Origin of the sequence: Paenibacillus tarimensis, from assembly GCF_021532315.1 — a bacterium.
Taxonomy (GTDB): domain Bacteria; phylum Bacillota; class Bacilli; order Paenibacillales; family Paenibacillaceae; genus Paenibacillus_I; species Paenibacillus_I tarimensis.
Genome location: NZ_JAKGAO010000013.1, coordinates 263,994 through 281,504, shown reverse-complemented (window position 1 = coordinate 281,504; position 17,511 = coordinate 263,994). Strand labels below are relative to the sequence as shown.

The window sequence follows — 17,511 nt, the reverse complement described above, 5'->3', positions numbered from 1 at the left end:
AAGGCGGTCTACAAGGGTAAAATCTCCCTGCGGGACATTGCCCGACAAGCGGCAGGATCGGAGCTGCAGCCGTTCAACTACCTGATCCGGAACACGAATCATGTCTGGAAGGGAAAGCCATCTGACAAAGAGGTGAAGCAGTACGGCAAGGAGCTTGGCAACGTGCTGCAGATGGTGGCAGGCAGCGGCGGAGCGCTGAAGATCATGAGCAAGGTCATCCCGGGCCTGCAGAAGCTTGCAGCCAAGCTGCCGAAGAAGAAGGTCCGTCAGGAGCCGAAGAAGACGCCTCGCCAGGAACCGAGGAAGACGCAGAATAAGAATTCCGTTACGTGCAACTGCTTCACAGCCGGGACGAAGGTTCTCGGGCTGATAAATTCGCTCCATCCAAACCGGTGGATATTGTATTTTATCATTAATTTTCAGTATACTTATCTACACACTTGGAACCAGATATAATGGGTACGTAAGGCTAGGACGAACTGCGTTGACGGTATGACTATAGAGGGGGATATTAGTGAAACAAATTAAAATTTTCTCTGGAACTTCGAATCGTATACTGACCAATCAAATCTGCCAGTTTCTTAACATGGAGCCTGGCCAAGTCGATATATCCCGGTTTAAGAGCGGTGAGATTTATGTGAGATATCAGGAGCCGCTTCGCACGTGTGATATTTTTATTGTTCATTCCCTGTCCCATCCGATCAATGAAAATATTGTTGAGCTGCTGGTCATGATTGATGCAGCAAAACGCGCTTCAGCGCAAACCATTAACCTTATTATCCCTTACTTCGGGTATGCGAGACACGCAAGGAAAAAGGCGCCTCGTGAGCCCATTACAGCAAAAATGATAGCGGATATCCTTACAAAAGTAGGGGCTGACCGCGTCATCACGGTCGATCTGAACTCCGATGCGATTCAGGGCTTCTTCAAAATTCCTGTCGACCACCTTACTGTACTTGATCTCATGACACAGAAGCTGAAAAGCCTTAACATTCCAAACCCTGTCGTGGTCTCACCCGATGCAGCACGGGCAAAAATGACCGAAATCCTGGCGAGCCGGTTAGACGTGCCTTTTGCTATTATGATCAACAACAAACGTCAGGGATCAACGAGTCAAGTCCAGGTCATTGGCGAAGTAGAGGGCCGAACGCCAATTATTGTGGATGACATTATTGATACCGGCCGAACTGTTCTTGACGTAGTAGACGAGCTGACTGCAAGAGGCGCAAACAAAGCATATGTTATCGCCTCCCACGGACTGTTATCAGACGACTGTGCAACCAAGCTAACGAACAGTCCCAATATTGAACGCGTCATTATTTCCGATACGATTCAGCACGATTTAGAGGGCTACCCCAAGTTCTCCATACTCGGCATGGCTGAGATTTTCGGTACGGCCGTTCAGATTATTGCCGAGGGAGGATCCATTGACAAGTTAGTGAACCGCAAGAAGTGATGGAACTATCCCTACCTTGATACGGCTTTGGGCGGGTTATAAGGTAGTGCTGCATCAAGATCGGCCGCTACGTGGCTATTGAGTCTAAGACACCCAAGTGTAACGAACCTAAGGAGCACGATGCGGCTAACGAATCTGACCAACTCTAGTTCGTGCAAATTTGCAGCCTTCCCAAGCGTAACGAAAATCAGCCACCTTAAGGGTGAGTTTTCGTTAGAATTAATTGATTTTTGGAAAAATAACGCTGCTCAGATTCGTTACAGGTTGGAAATGGTCATTTTCCGGCTAATAAGGTGTGTCAGATTCATTAAAAATTGCCCGGGCTGCCTAGAGAGTGACCAGAGCTGACTAGAGCAAGACCCTCGTTGCTGTAGGAAGCATGTGGGTACGACTGTGACAGATTCGTTAGCGCATGACCCTGGCTGCTTCTGGGAGCATGTAAGTCCGATACCGCTGCTGGCCGCTCGTGACAACTAGCCGCTGACTGCTGACTAAGCGGCGAAGAATTAGTCTCGTATACTGTTCGGTGAGCCGCAGATGAGCTGCAAGCTCTCCTGGCGTAAAAGGGCGAAGCAGCCGACGGGCCCAGCGCAGCGTTTCAGCCTCAGACCAGTCCAGCCTGGGCGGTATAGCGGAGGAGAGGAATTTTCCAACAAACGATAGCGTAAGCTGCTGGCAGACCCCTGCGTCCTCACGAATGGATAAGTAGGCAATCGGGAGGAAAAGCCAGTCATCCAGGACGAGCAATGATTGCTTCATGCACAAATCCTTGAACCGGCTGGCCTCAATATCCCGGGCATGGCTGCGATAATCTTGAATCTCTATACATCCCTTCACATGGCCTGGCATATATGCTAGATCCAGGTACCGATAACCGTTGTTGAAATCCCGCACCTCGTATTCCGGATACAGATGATCCAGACTGCCGATGGCAGGGTACCAAATCAAGCGCAAGTAATCCATCGTTCCCCGGCTCAGTCCTCTCTGGAGAAACTCCCGTCTTCGCGGGCTGCTCTCCCCGGCTATCTGCAGAGCCATCCAATGTTCATAAACCGTATCAAAGCTGCTCATGCTCATCTGCTTATGCCACACTCCCTTCGATTGAGTAAACACTATAATCCGCTTAGAAAAATAAAAAACCGCTCCGACACGCCGAATGCCCAAGTGGCAGGCTGCGTATCAAAGCGGGTTGTGCTTCAAACCGGTTGATATTAATTTCTTCAATAGTACCTAATTTGAACCCTATCATCAAGCCTATATTAATCTATGCACCCTTGATCTATAGTGATGCGGACAAGCCAACCGCTTCCTCATGCCGCTTACCACCGGTACTGCCCGCATACCTTGCCTTTGGCGGAAGCTTCGGCCTTGAGAGTCAGATCACTCATACTGTCTTTGACAATATCCGGTAAGCTCTTATTGAGATCTTTCCAATCGCCGCCGGCGTTCGAGTTGCCCGGGTCGGTGAGATCGATTGTTACAGGTCCAATTCCTAGTTCTGCGATACCGCCCGCACTCACACAGTCCGTATCGAAGTTGCGTTCTATCTTTCCGCCGATCTTGCCGGACACCGGACCGACTCCGCCTTTGACCGAAGCTTCAACCGAAGCAGAGTTGGGAGCGAGGTCTCCCGCCGGGCTGACCTCCAGCCCGCCTCCCATACCGAAGCCCAGCTCGCCGCATACCGACATGCCTTCTTCCGTAAAGCATGCCTGGGCACCGCCGCCAGCACCCGCGTAAGCACTGCCTCCGACGCAGAACATGCCGCAAGGGTCGCGCAATTGTACCGGGTTGTTATTGACGTAGACGTACAGATTGGCCTGGTTGCTGTCGAAGAGAATCGGGTCGCGAGCCGTCCATCTGCCGGAGGCAGGATCGTAGTCACGGCTGCCGAAGCGGACCAGCTTCGTCGCTTCATCCGTCAAGCCGCCGGCGAATCCAAGTGCCAGCCCAAATGCCGGATTAGAGTCAGACAGCAGTACGCCGAAGCTGTCATAACGCAGCTCCTTCACCGTATCGCCTTCCTTATTAAATATAACCATCGGTGTCCCTACCGCGTCAGTAATGACCACATACCGCTCGCCTCCGCGGTCGAAGGCGGCAAGGAACCCGTCTTCGTTATAGTAGTACACCGTTATCACACCCTGCGGATCAACCGAAGCGGTCAACTGAAGCGCAGCATGCGGGTTGCCGTACAAATACGTGGTCGTTCCCTGACTGTCAATTCGGGATGTCCTTCTGCCGGCTGCGTCATACGTATACTGGATCATATCACCGTCTACTGCCGCTTCAAGCAGCTCCCCATGGATGCCATATTGGAAGCGGTCTGTACCCCTTTGGGTCAAGTATCCGTCTTCGTTATACTGGTAGGCGTCCGACCCTACTTGCATCAACTGATCGTACGGCCCGTAGACGGCCGTTTCCTCAGGCGATCCGCTCACCTGCCGGCTGACCCGGTTGCGGTTCTGATCGTACGTGTACGATTCCGTGAATGTTTCTCCCGACGGGCTTACCCGGATGGCATGGATGAGCTGTCCGTTGGCATCGTATTCGTAGGTATAGGTCTCCGTTCCGTCAGGGGTTTCGACTGTTTTCCCCGTCATCCATCCCCGGAGATCGTACTGGTACTTAACGGAATACAGGTTCGGTATAATTTCGCCGCAGTATTCATCATCCGGGAGGCTGTACACCGTGAATTCTCCGCTCTCCGGATATACGCAGCCGCCTTCCTTGGAATACTGCAGCTCGGAGATTCGGCCCATTTCGTCCTTCGCTAGATTTGCACGGTAATACTCACCTGTACAATCGGCGGTTCCATCCCCGCTTCCACATAACTCGGAGATGTCTAACGTTGAATTCCGGTCGCTTGCCCCATAATAATAGAGCGGTCCAAACCCCGTCATGACACCGTCCACATCCCATGACAACGGGATATTGTAAACGGCATTAGTAACATTACCGTAAACAACGGTTGGTACGGTCATCTTAATATTGCTCAAATTTGAGAGCCAATCATAGCTGTACTGGAATTGTCCGCTTGCTTCACCCGCCCAGCTCATGCTGACAACCTCTGAATCATCGTACTGATATGCAACGGATTGCACTCTTCCGTTCGAGACGCTCTCCATCCCGATGATCCGGTTGGTCTGACCTGCATAACTGAACGCCCGCTGCACATCCGGATCATTCATGCCGGTCATCCGGCCGCCATCATCATATTGGTATTCCAATTGGCGTCCGCTTGGCATGGTCACCTTCGACAGCTCGCCGCCAGGCGTAAACTCCCGCTGAACGACCATATCCGGATTGCCGCCCGGCATGAAGCTTTCCAGCTTGTCGAGGCCGGTATAGCCCATCTGGTAAAGCGTCTCATCCGGCATGGTGATACCCGTCAAGTTGCTGTTCGCATCGTACTGCTTGCCGTAGGTATTGCCTCCCGGCTGACGGACGCTGACCAGGCGATTGGCGTTGTCATACTCGAAATGCTTGCGGTTGCCCGAGGCATCCTCGGCTTCCACCATGCGATTCAGGCTGTCGTACGTGTACCGGACGAACTGGCTTCCCTTCTGCATAGTCAAGAGGCGGCCTTTATCGTCGTACTCATAGGTGGTTGGTGCATAGCCCTGGTTCGTCTCAACGCGGACAACCTCAAATTTCTCATTATAATGCGTTTTTACCTGCCTGCCGGCAAGACTCGTTTCCGTATACATCCTCTGTTCCGCGTCATAATGGACCGAAGTCGTAACTCCGTTAATCTTATTGAGAACGGTGTATTCCTTCAGGCTGAACGGGTCGGATGTATTCTTCAGCAAAGCGCGACGTTCTTCCTGGTAATAATACGGCTTGCCGCTTGGGGAAGTAGTCTTCAGCTCGGCCAATACGGGAACCATCATCCCCCAGCGTGGATCAGGTTTAAGCCGCTTAATTACTTTTGTACCATCCGGGTAGGCGATCTCCTGCCGTCCATCCGGATAAGCGAGTGACACTGTCGAAGCCCCATTCGAATCGACCGTTTCCCGGCGAATGGTACCGTGCATATTCTGGATGCTAAATGTCGTTGCACGGCCGGCAGGGGAGGTCAGTGTGACCTTATATCCATCGGTAATGGGCTGGCGCGACAATGTCTTGAGGCCTCCTTCAGGATCCTCAGCCGTGACCAGCAACCCTGCTTCCTCATAGCCGTACTTGCGCACATTGCCATTCGGGTCTACAAACTGCGTAACCAGTCCGTTCGTATCATATTGCATCTCATAGTCTTCTCCTGCCGGGTTGACTACCTGGATCAATTCACCTTGTCCATCAACCGTCAGCTCCGTGCGCTGACCGCTGGGTGCCACAATAGCAAGAGGGATACCACTGTCATCCCGTTCAATGCTCACCGCGTCACCGTAGCGGTCGGTTATCGACACCAGGCGTCCGGCATCATCATACTGATACGTATAAATAATATGGCCCGTAACAGCATCCAATGTCTGCAGGTGCCGGCCTGTATTAGCCTCAAACTCGAACGCATACCGGCCCTCCTCGTCCACGGCTAAGTTACCGGAAGTAAGCGCCGTTTTTTGCGTAAACCGGCTGTAGCTGTTATTAGGATTATTAAGATCCACGTAATAAATATCGCCGTCAAGGGACACGGCAGCGATACTGGCGTGCATGTAAAAGTTAAGGTAGTTCTCCTTGATGAGCTGAAAATATCCCTGTGGCGTCAGCTTGTACATATCGAATTGGCCGGAGCGGCTCTTAGACGAAACCATATAAAGGTTGCCCTGCAGGTCCACTCTGAACCTTGGCGACATAGTGAACATCATCTCTTCGGAAACATGAGCACCGTTATAGAGTCCCTGGGTCTGCGCTCCATATAGTTCGGATTGAATGATCAACCTGACCATTCCGTCAGGCGTAATCCTCCGTAGGCGGGCGCTGTAATTGCTGTCGTCATCCTGGTCATACAAGTAAATGCTGCCGTCCTGGCCAAGCTGAAAGTAACCAATATACCCGATCCGCTGGGGGGTGGCGGGTCCCTCCACCGGCTGTGATCTGTTTTCTGGGCCAGTCATCACTTCCACATTACCGTCTATGCCAACCCTGAACAGCCGACTGTCCAACAGCAGGTACAGCCTTCCCTCACGGTCGACTTCAAAATTTATCATGCGGTACAGGCGCATCTCAGAGACATGCTGGTCCTGCCGGACATCTTGGGGGTGTGTCGAGCCGCCGCCGGCTACTCTTACCCACTCCGAGCTCCCTTGCGCTCTCCTCCATATCACGTCAGGTACATTCTGCACAGACCTGTCCATACCAGATACATACAAGTCCCCCGCCGGAGAGCTCCTCAGGAATTGTACGCCGCCGGTAGGAAGTTCCGATTCAATCCGTTCTCCGTTCTCGCGGACAGAGACAAGCCGGTTTCGGGATCCGGCAGGCGTTTTCTCTTCGAGCACCATATGGACCGTTCCGTCTGGTGTGATGGTGATATGTTCATGCTTGCTCTGAATAACCTCATCGAGCGGCTGTACCACTTCCGAACGATACTGGCTTCCGAGGCTCAGCTGCCCACCGCTGCCCAGATACACGCGAGAACCGTCAGACATATGATGATTATTAAGACTCCAGCCGGCTAGTCCAGACTCCTCGAACGGATTCAGGGTACTGCGCAGCTGGCCTTTCCATTCCCTGTCCACACTGACTGTTGCGCTGGTTCTGTTCCCGATTACCCTCCCGTTCTGTCCGCTCAGCCTGCCGAAGCTGCGGACAAAATCCGTCGATGAAGAGTAGTAGGCGAGAGGGTACTCATACAAAATTTTGACACGATAAGACGTCTGCCCAAACATCTTGCGTCCGTACGCATCTTTACCATCCCACTCGTACGTATAGGTGAGGTTCGGAGAAGGGGTGAACGTCTTCACGATGCGTTGCCCGGCCACCAGCAGCTCCATCCGGATTTCCTTCAGAGAGGAGGGGACGTCGTCTCCCACTAACTGGATATCGAGCACATTTGATTTATAGCCCTCCGTCCGTTTGCTGCTGTATACCAGGCTCATACCCGTTCCCGTAACCGGGATAATTTCCTGCAGGCTCTGGTCCTGGCAGCCGATAACCGATCCTGACGTCTGGCATGGATCTTCCTCATCGGGTTTGTCGTCATTCGGCGCCTCATCAGGAGGCGGCACTGCATCCTCCGGAGGGCCGTACGGCCAGTTGCAATCCCACGGTGTAAAATGCTCAATTGGCGAGCGCCACAGCGTATGCCCCGGCTTGTACAAGGCGGCGAGCTGGCGGCGTTCGTCGATGGTCATGCCGATTGCATTAAGCTTCGTCTCGTCGTCAGGCAGTCCGTCTCCGTCCGAATCGATTGCTGCGACACGGCCGTCCGTGTTCAGCACCTGGATTACCTTACCGTTGTCTGACGGAACCCAGGCGCCTAATTGGCGGTCATAGTAACCGATCGGCACAATCTCGCCAACCGGGAATTCAAGAAAGTTATCTACGTACAGATACAGCGGCTGGTTGAAGCGGACCTCAGAGGCTCCGGCTTCTACCGCTTCATCCGCGGACAGCTCCACGGCATACGTGTAGCCGACATACGCAGGCAGATTTCCCGGCATGGAGGCAGGTCCGTCTTCGCCGACCGTGTATTCCGTTGCCCGCACATGAAGGGTATCCAGCGACTGCTTCGTGCCGTCGGGCATGATGAGCTCGGCGGTGGTATTCTTGGGGACGATCATTGTAGCCTGCCGTGTGCCGTCCTCATCGGTTACGGGGCTGCCTTGCGCAACCTGGACAGTGTCCTTGTCGTTCAACCGGATTTCCGTTACACGGCTGTCATATGACAATAGTACGACATCCGGAAGGGAGGCAAAATCGTTAGCCGGAACCGTTAGTTTGCGCTGAACTGGCATGTAACCGTCTTTGCTGTAGTCCACGATCAGTGTGCTGCCGCCATTCACGGCAAGATCAAACATGCCGTCGGTGCGGGTATGCGTATGCCCGTATTCCGGATGATCCAGGATGGACACGGCCACGCCTTCCAGAGGCAATCCCGACGCATCGAGGACTTTGCCCCGAAGGACCGTAACGCGGTCTTCTTGTATCGTTCCTGGCTGCAGACCCTTCTGAATCGGGTTATCACCGGTGTAGAGGAACGACGTCGAGTCCACGAATCGCGTGTTTCCCGTCACCTGCAGCGCGGGAGCGACAATGGCCGGATCGGAAGGCACATTCGGATCGACCGGAGCAGCTGGTGCCGCTGGTACGGATGCCGACTTGGCGGATTCGTTGCCGCTGCGGTCATAGGCGGTGACGGCGAACCGGTATGCTGTACCGTTGCTAAGGCCCGAGATGGTATATGACGTTTCCGTCTTCACGTCAAGGGCTTCATTCCATGTCGTCCCATCGTCAGCGGATACATAGACTTTATATCCACCCAGGTCGCTGTCATGGACGGCCAACCAGCTGAGTTTGACCATGCCGCTGCCGGCGAGTGCCGTCAGCCCGGCAGGCACAGCCGGGGGTGTGCGGTCTTCGGCGGGTGGAGGATTGGTCCCGCCGCCCGGATTGCCTGGTGTTTCTCCTGGCGTGCCGCCGGGATTGCCACCTGGCGTGCCACCTGGCGTACCGCCTGGCGTACCACCTGGGCTGCCGCCCGGGCTTCCTGCGCCTGAATCAACGGACTTGCCGGGTTGTGGCGCAGATGCTTCCGTATCACCGACTTCAGGGTCCGCCGGCTTTTCTTCAGGACGGCTTCCGGCTTCGCTGAGCTTTGTCTGGGCGCGGTACAGCAGGACAGCGGTTTCCGCACGAGTCAGCTTGCGTTCTCCTCCGAACGTGCCGTCCGGATAGCCTTGCAGCAGGTTAACATGAGTCAAAGCAGTTACGGCCGGGACTGCCCAAGAGGGAATGCGGTCACTATCGGTAAAGCTAATCATTCCCGGCTGCTCGATATGTAGAACCCGGTTCAGCATAACGGCCGCTTCCAGGCGATTCACTGCTTCATCCGGGCGGAAGGTTCCATCCGGGTAGCCCTTCGCAATGCCTCTTCGAACGGCTTGCCGGACTTCTGCGGCGTACCATTGGTCCGTGACATCACTGAACGTAAGGGTAGGGGCTGCATCGTTTAACTCTGTGGCTCCCTCCGGGCTCAGCCGGTTTAGGAAAGCCGCCATTTCGGCTCTGGTGACTGGCTTTCCGGGCTTAAAGCTGCCATCCGAATAGCCTTGGATAATACCTGCATCTCTCAGAGAGGTAATCTCTCGTTCCGCCCACGGGGGCAGCGCTTCAGATGATGCTGCCGCCCCTGCCCGGGTCATGGAGACTCCAGGAGGCAGCAAGCTGCTGCTAATCATGGAAAATAGTAAAACTGCAATTAAGATTCGGTAACAAGCTGGATGAAACCTCATTTATTCCCCGCCCTCCAATTTTTTGACACTTGCATATTATTCGTCACATTACGACCATATCCTTCCATTCCTTTTGGCGCCGTTGTTTAAAGATGGTAAAGGTTTGAGGACATGACTGCCTCATGGTGTCCTGCTGCTTGCGTTCGAGCTGCAAAAATGAGATTCTATCTAACTGAAGCGAGCTGTAATTTGCAGCAATATTTCTCGCTGGGAGGCTGTAAGCTTATGGAACGGTTGAAGCAGATCCTTGAGCGTCTTAACGGTAAAAGCTATAAAGCATACAAGGATATTCAAGGCACATATGAAATAGAAGGAATGAAGCTGCACATCGATTATGTCCAGGGCGATCCCTTCGCCTCGCCTTCCCGTATACGGGCGGAGTTCCCGGCCAAGCGGGTTGGCGTGCAGGAGGACTGGCTGAAGCCGGCCTGGCGGCGCACGGCTGCTGAGGACTATTTGGCACGCTGCGTCGCGGGGGCGATCGGGAAGCAGGAGAGCTGGAGCAGAGGTACCGGCAAGAGCGGCCTGATAGCGATCGACAGACCGGGGCAGGAGGTGCTGCCGCGGACGGCTGTACGGGTGGACCGGGACAAGGTGGAGGTCCGGCTGTCCGTCGGGCTGCCTGCGGCGGGGCGCAGCATTCTCGCACGGGAGGCGGTTCATCTGCTGTGCGAGTTGGTGCCAGCGGCGGCCCGCGAAGGACTGCTAAATGCGGATCGAAGCAAGCTGCAGCAGCATCTTCAGCTCGCGGACCAGCAGTCGGCGATAAGGGCTTTCCTGAAGGAGCACGGGTACATCGCGTTCGTCGCGAACGGGTCCATTCTGCCGCGGGAGAGCGGAGTCAGCAGCCGCCCGCTGAAGGGAAGCGGCGTGGTGCCCTTCGAATCCCCTCCTTCACTGGAAGTGGAGATTGAGCTGCCGCATCGTGGTCCTGTACGCGGCATGGCGCTGCGGAAGGGTGTCTCGCTGATTGTGGGCGGGGGCTACCACGGCAAGAGCACACTGCTTAAGGCAATCGAGAGCGGCGTTTATAACCATGTCGCAGGTGACGGCCGGGAGTATGTCATCACGGATGAGACGGCGTTCAAGATCCGGGCGGAGGACGGCCGGCGGGTCGAGAAGGTCAATATATCCCCATTCATCTCCAACCTGCCATTCGGCAAGGATACCGCCCGTTTCTCAACCGAGGATGCAAGCGGCAGCACCTCCCAGGCAGCCAATATAATGGAGGCGCTGGAGATTGGCTCGAAGGTGCTGCTCATGGATGAGGACACCAGTGCGACCAACTTCATGATCCGGGACGCCCGGATGCAGCGGCTTGTCGCCAAGAGCAAGGAGCCGATCACGCCGTTCGTCGACAAGGTACGGCAGCTGTACAATGAGCATGGCGTATCGACGATTCTGGTGCTTGGCGGCTCGGGGGATTATTTTCAGGCGGCTGATACGGTCATTATGATGGATGAATACCGGGCGCTTGAGGTCACAGAAGAAGCCAGGCGGATTGCAGGAGAGTCTGATAACGGCAGGAGATCTGAGGGCGGGGACCGGTTCGGTGCCATTACAGCGCGAATTGTGAAGCCGGAAAGCCTGGATGCATCCCGCGGCCATAAGGATAAGGCCGATGCCAAGGGGCTGTCGCATATCCTGTACGGCCCGCATACCATCGACCTGTCGCTGGTCGAGCAGCTGGTTGACCCCAGCCAGACGCGTGCGATTGTCCGCTTGATGCAGGCCTATGCGAAGGAAAAACAGTCTGCGTCTGTCTCTCTATCCGGGATGCTGGACAAGCTGTATGCGAGGATCGAGGAGCAGGGGCTGGAATGCATCTCGCCATACACAGGCAAGCATCCCGGCGACCTTGCGCTGCCGCGCAAGCTGGAGACGGCGGCTGCCATTAACCGGCTGAGAGGCTTGCGCGTTCAAAGTTAAGCTGGGCAGGTAAAGCAGTAGTATAGAATGGAATGGTGACAAGACTGCGGCTTTGCCCCTTCGTCTGAGGGGGGCAAAGCCGCTGCTGCCTGCCGGTTGACTCCTGACCAGGATATGCGCTATTATCATACGGAAAACAAGTAAAACATAATGTTTTCCTTATCTTTATTCGCCACTTATCAAGAAGGGGAGTCTGATGTCAATGCCAAAATCACTCAAAGGGCTTATGATCGCTACGGATGTGGGCTTTCTGATCTACTGGACGATAACGTTCCTGCACCTGATCCCGCCTGAGTACTTGTATCAGGATTATCACAACGAGCTGCTGGTGGCGTGGAACCTGTCGTTTGTCCCGCTGGATTTGTTCATTTCGATAACCGGGCTGTGGAGCATCAGCTGCTATAACAGGGGACATGCCTTATGGAAGCCGCTTGCCATCGTCTCGCTTGTGATGACGTCCTGCTCCGGGCTGCAGGCGATTGCCTTCTGGAGCTTCCGTCTGGATCTGGACCCTATGTGGTGGACGCCAAACCTGTTCCTGCTGATTTATCCGCTGTTCTATCTGCCGCGTCTGATTAAGGCCGGCCAGCAGAAGAGGATCGGCGCTCTGACCGGTTCATCCGAAGTCTCGGATGAGGTGTAAGGCATGAAGGAGCGGATTATGCAGGCAGCCGTTCAGGAGATGAATTACCGCGGGCTCCGGTTCTCCATCCGGGATGTGGCCGGGAGGCTGGGAATCAGCACGAAGACGCTGTACCAGCATTTTGGTTCGAAGGAGGAGATCATTGCGGCTGTCGTCGAACGTGCGGTGACCGAGATGACCGAGGCGGAGGAGAAACTTATGGAGGAGCCTTCCCTTACACTCATGGATAAGCTGCATCAAGCCCTGATTGTGCTGCCAAGGGGAGTAGCCTTCCACGATATTCAGATCTTAAGCGAGCTTAAGATGCGGTATCCGGACCAGTGGGAGGTTGTGCAGACCCATATCGACAAGGGATGGGACAACATCCGGGTGCTGTTTCGTGAAGGCGTGGACAGCGGCCTGCTGCGTGACTTCGATGTGGAGCTGTTCATCCAGATATACGTTGGTGCCTGGTATCGGCTGATGGACCCCGAGCTTGCGGGGCAGAGCGGGCAGCCGGCCAAGCCCATGGAGCAAGCGCTGACCGGTATGGTCGATATCCTGCTGACAGGCATCCGCCGCATCTGATAAAGAAGACAGCCCCGGCGTGGACCATAAGTCCATGCTGAGGCTGTCTATTCTTCTTAACACTGCTAAATCACGACGGCTGTCAGCCGCGGGTCAAATATTTTTCCGTCAGGGTGGTCAGCAGCTCAACGCCGACTTCGTTATGACCGCCTTCGGGTATAATGAGGTTCGCATATTTCTTGGAAGGCTCGATGAACGCTTCGTGCATCGGCTTGACCGTGCCCAGATACTGATCATGAATGGACTGGATCGACCGGCCGCGCTCCTCAATGTCGCGAAGCACCCTCCGCAGAATGCGCACATCCGGGTCTGTATCGACGAACACCTTGATGTCCAGCAGCGCGCGCAGCTTCTCGTCGGAGAGCACGTGCAGCCCTTCGATGATGACAATTTTGTTCGGGCGAAGCTCAACGCTCTCGGTTGTGGAACGCGCATGAATGGTAAAATCATACACAGGCGCCTGCGCGGCTTGTCCCGCCTTCAGCAGACTGAGATGCTGGATAAGCAGCTCGTTATCGAAGGCAAACGGATGGTCATAGTTGTTGAGTTCCCGTTCAGCCAGGCTGAGATGCGGGTGATCCTTGTAATAGTTATCCTGCGAAATGAACGTGACTTTGTCCGGTCCGAGACGATGGATAACAGAGCGGGCGACGGTTGTTTTGCCGGAGCCTGTGCCGCCCGCGATGCCGATAATTAACATGGTGAATCATAAACCTCCCTCGCATGGTACCAAGAAGCAATTTCAGTATTGTAGCACAACTTGGGTGCAGGAGGAAACTGGCGCTGCTGCGGCAGCTTCAAGACCTGCGGGGGAGGTGGGGGGGATCAGGCAATATCAGCGGCCAGCGTGTCCAGCGGTCCCTGTTCAGCAGCGATCGGCAGCAGGACATAGACGGATATGGGGAACATCGGGAAGCCTGCGGCGTAAGGTGTGATTTCGTACAGCGGAAAATAAATAACCAGTGCTTTATCCGCCAAGTAATAATCCTGATCCGGACGGATGGATGTGAACTCTTGGAGCACCGGGATGTCCCGCTGCTTAATCTGGGCAGCGACCTCAGCCGATAGGACGCGCACATAATCGGACTCCGGCTTGAACAAGTCCTGCAGCGTATACAGCCGGCCGGTCTGCGTGTCAAAGGTCAGGGACCTGGCAATCGTATAGCCGTGAGCCGCCGGGGGAGAGAAGGTGTAGTTGGTCAGCATCAGGCTAAGTATTCCCCGCTCATTGGTTTTGATTTCAAAGTGGCCGGTTACCTCTGTTCCCATGCCGTGGCCCGGCTGATTGACTGCCTGCTCCTGTTGGATAAGGGCGAGCGTATGCAGAATCGTGCGGTTGATTTGCTGCTCCGCATAGCGGTTAGTCAGACCGTATACATGCGGATAATAGATGGTAACGCCTGGCGCAGACCAGAGCTGCGGATGAATGCCTGCCGGAAGCTGGAAGGTTGCCATTTGAGGGTTCTCCTTTTTGCATGAAGTTTACTACAGGGTATGAATGCCTAAGCCTATTGTTACCGAATGCCGGGCTTCTGTGTTTAATGCGGCGTATGGTTAGCTGGGTTAACGATAATGCGGATTAATGAGACAGGGGGGGCTTGAGCCTATGCAGGTTGGAAATACGAACGAGGGGCATTGGTGCGGGACGGAAAATAAGGCCGCTCTTACGCTTGGCATGGGCTGCTTCTGGGGACCGGAAGCGCTCTTTGGCAGCCTGCCGGGTGTGCTGCGGACGAGCACTGGCTATGCCGGAGGCTCAGCGCCTGCACCGACTTATAAGCAGATGGGTGATCATTCCGAGATGGTCGAGGTGGAATATGACCCGGCTGTCATTGCGCTCGATGAGCTGCTGAATGTCTTCTGGTCGCATCATAAGCCGGTGAATATTAACGGGTATAAGGGGCTGCAGTACCGCTCGCTCCTGCTGTACCGGGATGAGGAGCAGCGGAGGGCGATGCTGAAGATCAAGGCGCTGAGAGAGCGCGAGATCGGGGAGCTAGCGACGGATATTCAGCCGTATGAGCATTTCTACAGGGCTGAAGATAAACATCAGAAATATTATCTGAAGCGCTACCCGGATGCGGTCGCAAAGCTTGAGCAGCTGTATCCTTCACCTGGTAAAATGATAGATTCCACCCTGGCTGCCAGGCTGAACGGGATCGCTAAGGGGTACAGCGGTATGGAGCGGCTCCGCAGTGAAATTTCAGGATGGCCGCTTGAACCGGCTGTGCGCAATATGGTCCTGCGGCAGCTTGGACAGATTCGCTGGTAGCGGCAGGAACATCGCCTCCGTCCGTGATTTCCCGCTGGTTAGATAACCTGGCTGTCCGTGCCTTCTTCCTGTCACCCTCTTATTCCCTGAATTAGAAATCGTATAGTGAACTGGGATATAATAGAGATGCTTTTAGGATGAGGAGGGATAGGATGAGTGAGCAGAATCAGCGTCAGACACAGCGGGCCTTCATTACGCCCCGGGCATTGTCGGAAGCGGCTTCACCTTTTGAATGGTATGCAGAGATGCGGTCGCGCGGCGGGATTCACTATGATGAGGAGCGGGGAGCCTGGGACTTATTCAGCTATGAGCTTGTCCATGGCGTGCTGAGTGATTATAAGCGTTTTTCATCTCAGACATCTGGGGATGGCGAAGCGTTCAGCTTAATCGGGATGGATCCTCCAAGGCATAAGCAGTATCGCGGTCTGGTGAGTCAGGCCTTCACCCAGAAGTCAATTGATATGCAGGCCGACCGGATAGAAGCGATCGCGGATGAGCTGCTGGACGCAGTTGACGGCCAAGGCAGCATGGACATTATCCGGGATTTCTCTTATCCGCTCCCAGTCATTGTAATTGCCGAGATGCTAGGCGTGCCAGCGCAGGACCGCGGGCTGTTTAAGGATTGGTCCGACCGTCTGGTCGCATCCGCTGATCCTGCTTCAGGGCAGACCGCTGAAGAGCTGACAATGGCCAAGCATCAGGCGGCAGGCGAGCTGTACCGGTATTTCGGAGAAGTAATTGAGAAGCGGCGGAGAAATCCTGGCGATGATCTGGTCTCCGAGCTGCTGCGGGCGAAGATTGGCGATGAGCATCTGGACATGCCGTCACTGCTCAGCTTCTGTCTGCTGCTGCTGGTTGCCGGGAATGAGACGACGACGAATCTAATCGGCAACGCGGCTGTGACCTTCCTGGAAAATCCCGAAGCATTGGCGCGGCTGTATGCAGAGCCCGAGCTGATCCCTGCGGCGCTGGAGGAATCGCTGCGCTACCGCTCCCCGATCCAGAGCCTCAGCAGGCGGGCCATTGAGGATGTGGAGCTGGGCGGCAAGCTGATCCGGGCCAATGAAGAGATCGTTGTCTGGATGGGCTCCGCCAACCGGGATGAGTCCAAGTTTCCGCAAGCGGACCGCTTCATACCGGACCGGAAGCCGAATCAGCATCTGGCCTTCGGACAGGGCATTCACTTCTGCCTTGGCGCGCCGCTGGCCCGGCTGGAGGCAAGGATTGCCGCGACGGCCCTGCTGAAGCGCTGCCGGAATCTGCAGCTGGCAGATGGTGCAAGGCTGGAGCGTACGCCGGGCTCCTTCGTGTTCGGTTACGAGTCGATTCCGGTTACGTTTACATAAGAATAAGGAAAATGCCAGGTTACACGGCAAAGGCCGCTGGAGGCGAGGTCTAATCGCTCCTGCGGCCTTTGCTTCGTTATTCCATCGCCATATAGCTTGCAGGTGTGACGCCGACAGCCGCCTTGAAGTCCCGGATAAAGTGCGGCTGATCATGGTAGCCGAGCTCATGCGCCAGCTGCAGCAGGTCGAGACTGCCGCCTTGGTCCATCACTTCGGCGGCATGCTGGAGGCGGCACAGCTTGATCACCCACTTAGGAGTGAGGCCGACATATTGGCTGAAGAGCCGCTGCAGGGTCCGCTTGTTTACGTCAAACTTAATACAGATATCTTCGACGCGCGTTAATGACTTGTCAGCTTGAATATGGTCTATCACTTGATTCAGCCAGGCTACTGTTCCGTCCTCTTCCGGCAGCATGGGCCGGATCAGCTTGTCTGCCTCGGCTGCCATGTCTTCCAAGTTGTTGTGGCCGAGAATGAGGGCTTCGGCCGCTGCCCCGCCTGTTCCAAGCACGGCTCCCACCTCCAGCGGACGGCCGTAGAGGGCGGTAACAGGCTGCCTGATGAAGGGATACAGGCCGCCTGGCCGGAATTTAATGCCGAATACGCTCCCGCTGCCCTGGAGCCGCTTCTCATACACATGCTTGGCCGCTCCGTAGATGAATGAACCGCCCTTCTCAACGACCAGGTTGGCGCAAGGATTCGGGATCACGGACTGTGAATAAGGCTCCTCTCCGGTCAAATCCCAGCTGACAATCCAATAATGTTTAACGAAGAAGCCAATATCCGCAGCGGGCTGAATACGGGACAGATGGAATTTGGGCTCCCGCCGGTTTAGATGCATCACGCCCATGCTGGGACGCTTGTGTTCGGTCACAGCCATCACTCCAGTTCGCTGTAAGGGT

12 protein-coding genes are annotated in these 17,511 nt (G+C 55.0%); 7 read left to right on the top strand and 5 right to left on the bottom strand.

The window, feature by feature from the left end; genetic code table 11:
• Positions 1–456, top strand: a 456-nt coding sequence (locus tag L1N82_RS16070; RefSeq protein ID WP_235288463.1) for a hypothetical protein, incomplete at its 5' end; no start/stop codon positions are given.
• A gap of 58 nt (positions 457–514) precedes the next feature.
• Positions 515–1,456, top strand: a complete 942-nt coding sequence (locus tag L1N82_RS16065) for a ribose-phosphate diphosphokinase (RefSeq protein WP_328284491.1) — start codon at positions 515–517, stop codon at positions 1,454–1,456.
• A 405-nt stretch (positions 1,457–1,861) separates the two neighbouring features.
• Here L1N82_RS16065 and L1N82_RS16060 read toward each other — a convergent pair whose 3' ends face one another.
• Positions 1,862–2,527 carry a transcriptional regulator gene (locus L1N82_RS16060; protein WP_235288462.1) on the bottom strand — a complete coding sequence of 222 codons (666 nt, stop codon included), beginning with the start codon at positions 2,525–2,527 and terminating at the stop codon, positions 1,862–1,864.
• 248 nt (positions 2,528–2,775) lie between these two features.
• On the bottom strand, positions 2,776–9,798 hold the full coding sequence (locus L1N82_RS16055) for an S-layer homology domain-containing protein (protein WP_235288461.1): 7,023 nt from the start codon (positions 9,796–9,798) through the stop codon (positions 2,776–2,778).
• Between the two features lie 279 nt (positions 9,799–10,077).
• Between L1N82_RS16055 and L1N82_RS16050 the strand changes: the two genes are divergently transcribed.
• From L1N82_RS16050 to L1N82_RS16040, 3 genes are all read left to right on the top strand, one after another.
• Positions 10,078–11,781 carry an ABC-ATPase domain-containing protein gene (locus L1N82_RS16050; RefSeq protein ID WP_235288460.1) on the top strand — a complete coding sequence of 568 codons (1,704 nt, stop codon included), beginning with the start codon at positions 10,078–10,080 and terminating at the stop codon, positions 11,779–11,781.
• Between the two features lie 202 nt (positions 11,782–11,983).
• The gene (locus L1N82_RS16045) at positions 11,984–12,424 is read left to right on the top strand and encodes a YvaD family protein (protein ID WP_235288459.1); all 441 of its coding nucleotides are present in this window, start codon (positions 11,984–11,986) and stop codon (positions 12,422–12,424) included.
• Between the two features lie 3 nt (positions 12,425–12,427).
• Positions 12,428–12,991 (top strand): TetR/AcrR family transcriptional regulator, encoded by a 564-nt coding sequence (locus L1N82_RS16040; protein ID WP_235288458.1) that lies wholly within the window; start codon positions 12,428–12,430, stop codon positions 12,989–12,991.
• An 82-nt stretch (positions 12,992–13,073) separates the two neighbouring features.
• Here L1N82_RS16040 and udk read toward each other — a convergent pair whose 3' ends face one another.
• The gene (gene udk / locus L1N82_RS16035; protein ID WP_235288457.1) at positions 13,074–13,691 is read right to left on the bottom strand and encodes a uridine kinase; all 618 of its coding nucleotides are present in this window, start codon (positions 13,689–13,691) and stop codon (positions 13,074–13,076) included.
• 125 nt (positions 13,692–13,816) lie between these two features.
• Positions 13,817–14,446 carry a DUF3298 and DUF4163 domain-containing protein gene (locus L1N82_RS16030; protein ID WP_235288456.1) on the bottom strand — a complete coding sequence of 210 codons (630 nt, stop codon included), beginning with the start codon at positions 14,444–14,446 and terminating at the stop codon, positions 13,817–13,819.
• Between the two features lie 151 nt (positions 14,447–14,597).
• Between L1N82_RS16030 and msrA the strand changes: the two genes are divergently transcribed.
• Both msrA and L1N82_RS16020 read left to right on the top strand, forming a co-directional pair.
• Positions 14,598–15,263, top strand: coding sequence for a peptide-methionine (S)-S-oxide reductase MsrA (gene msrA, locus L1N82_RS16025; RefSeq protein WP_235288455.1), 666 nt, complete (start codon positions 14,598–14,600; stop codon positions 15,261–15,263).
• A gap of 152 nt (positions 15,264–15,415) precedes the next feature.
• The gene (locus L1N82_RS16020; RefSeq protein WP_235288454.1) at positions 15,416–16,609 is read left to right on the top strand and encodes a cytochrome P450; all 1,194 of its coding nucleotides are present in this window, start codon (positions 15,416–15,418) and stop codon (positions 16,607–16,609) included.
• Between the two features lie 76 nt (positions 16,610–16,685).
• Here the strand turns inward: L1N82_RS16020 and L1N82_RS23500 are convergent, their stop codons facing one another.
• The gene (locus L1N82_RS23500) at positions 16,686–17,483 is read right to left on the bottom strand and encodes an AraC family transcriptional regulator (protein ID WP_235288453.1); all 798 of its coding nucleotides are present in this window, start codon (positions 17,481–17,483) and stop codon (positions 16,686–16,688) included.
• Between the last annotated feature and the right edge of the window lie 28 nt (positions 17,484–17,511).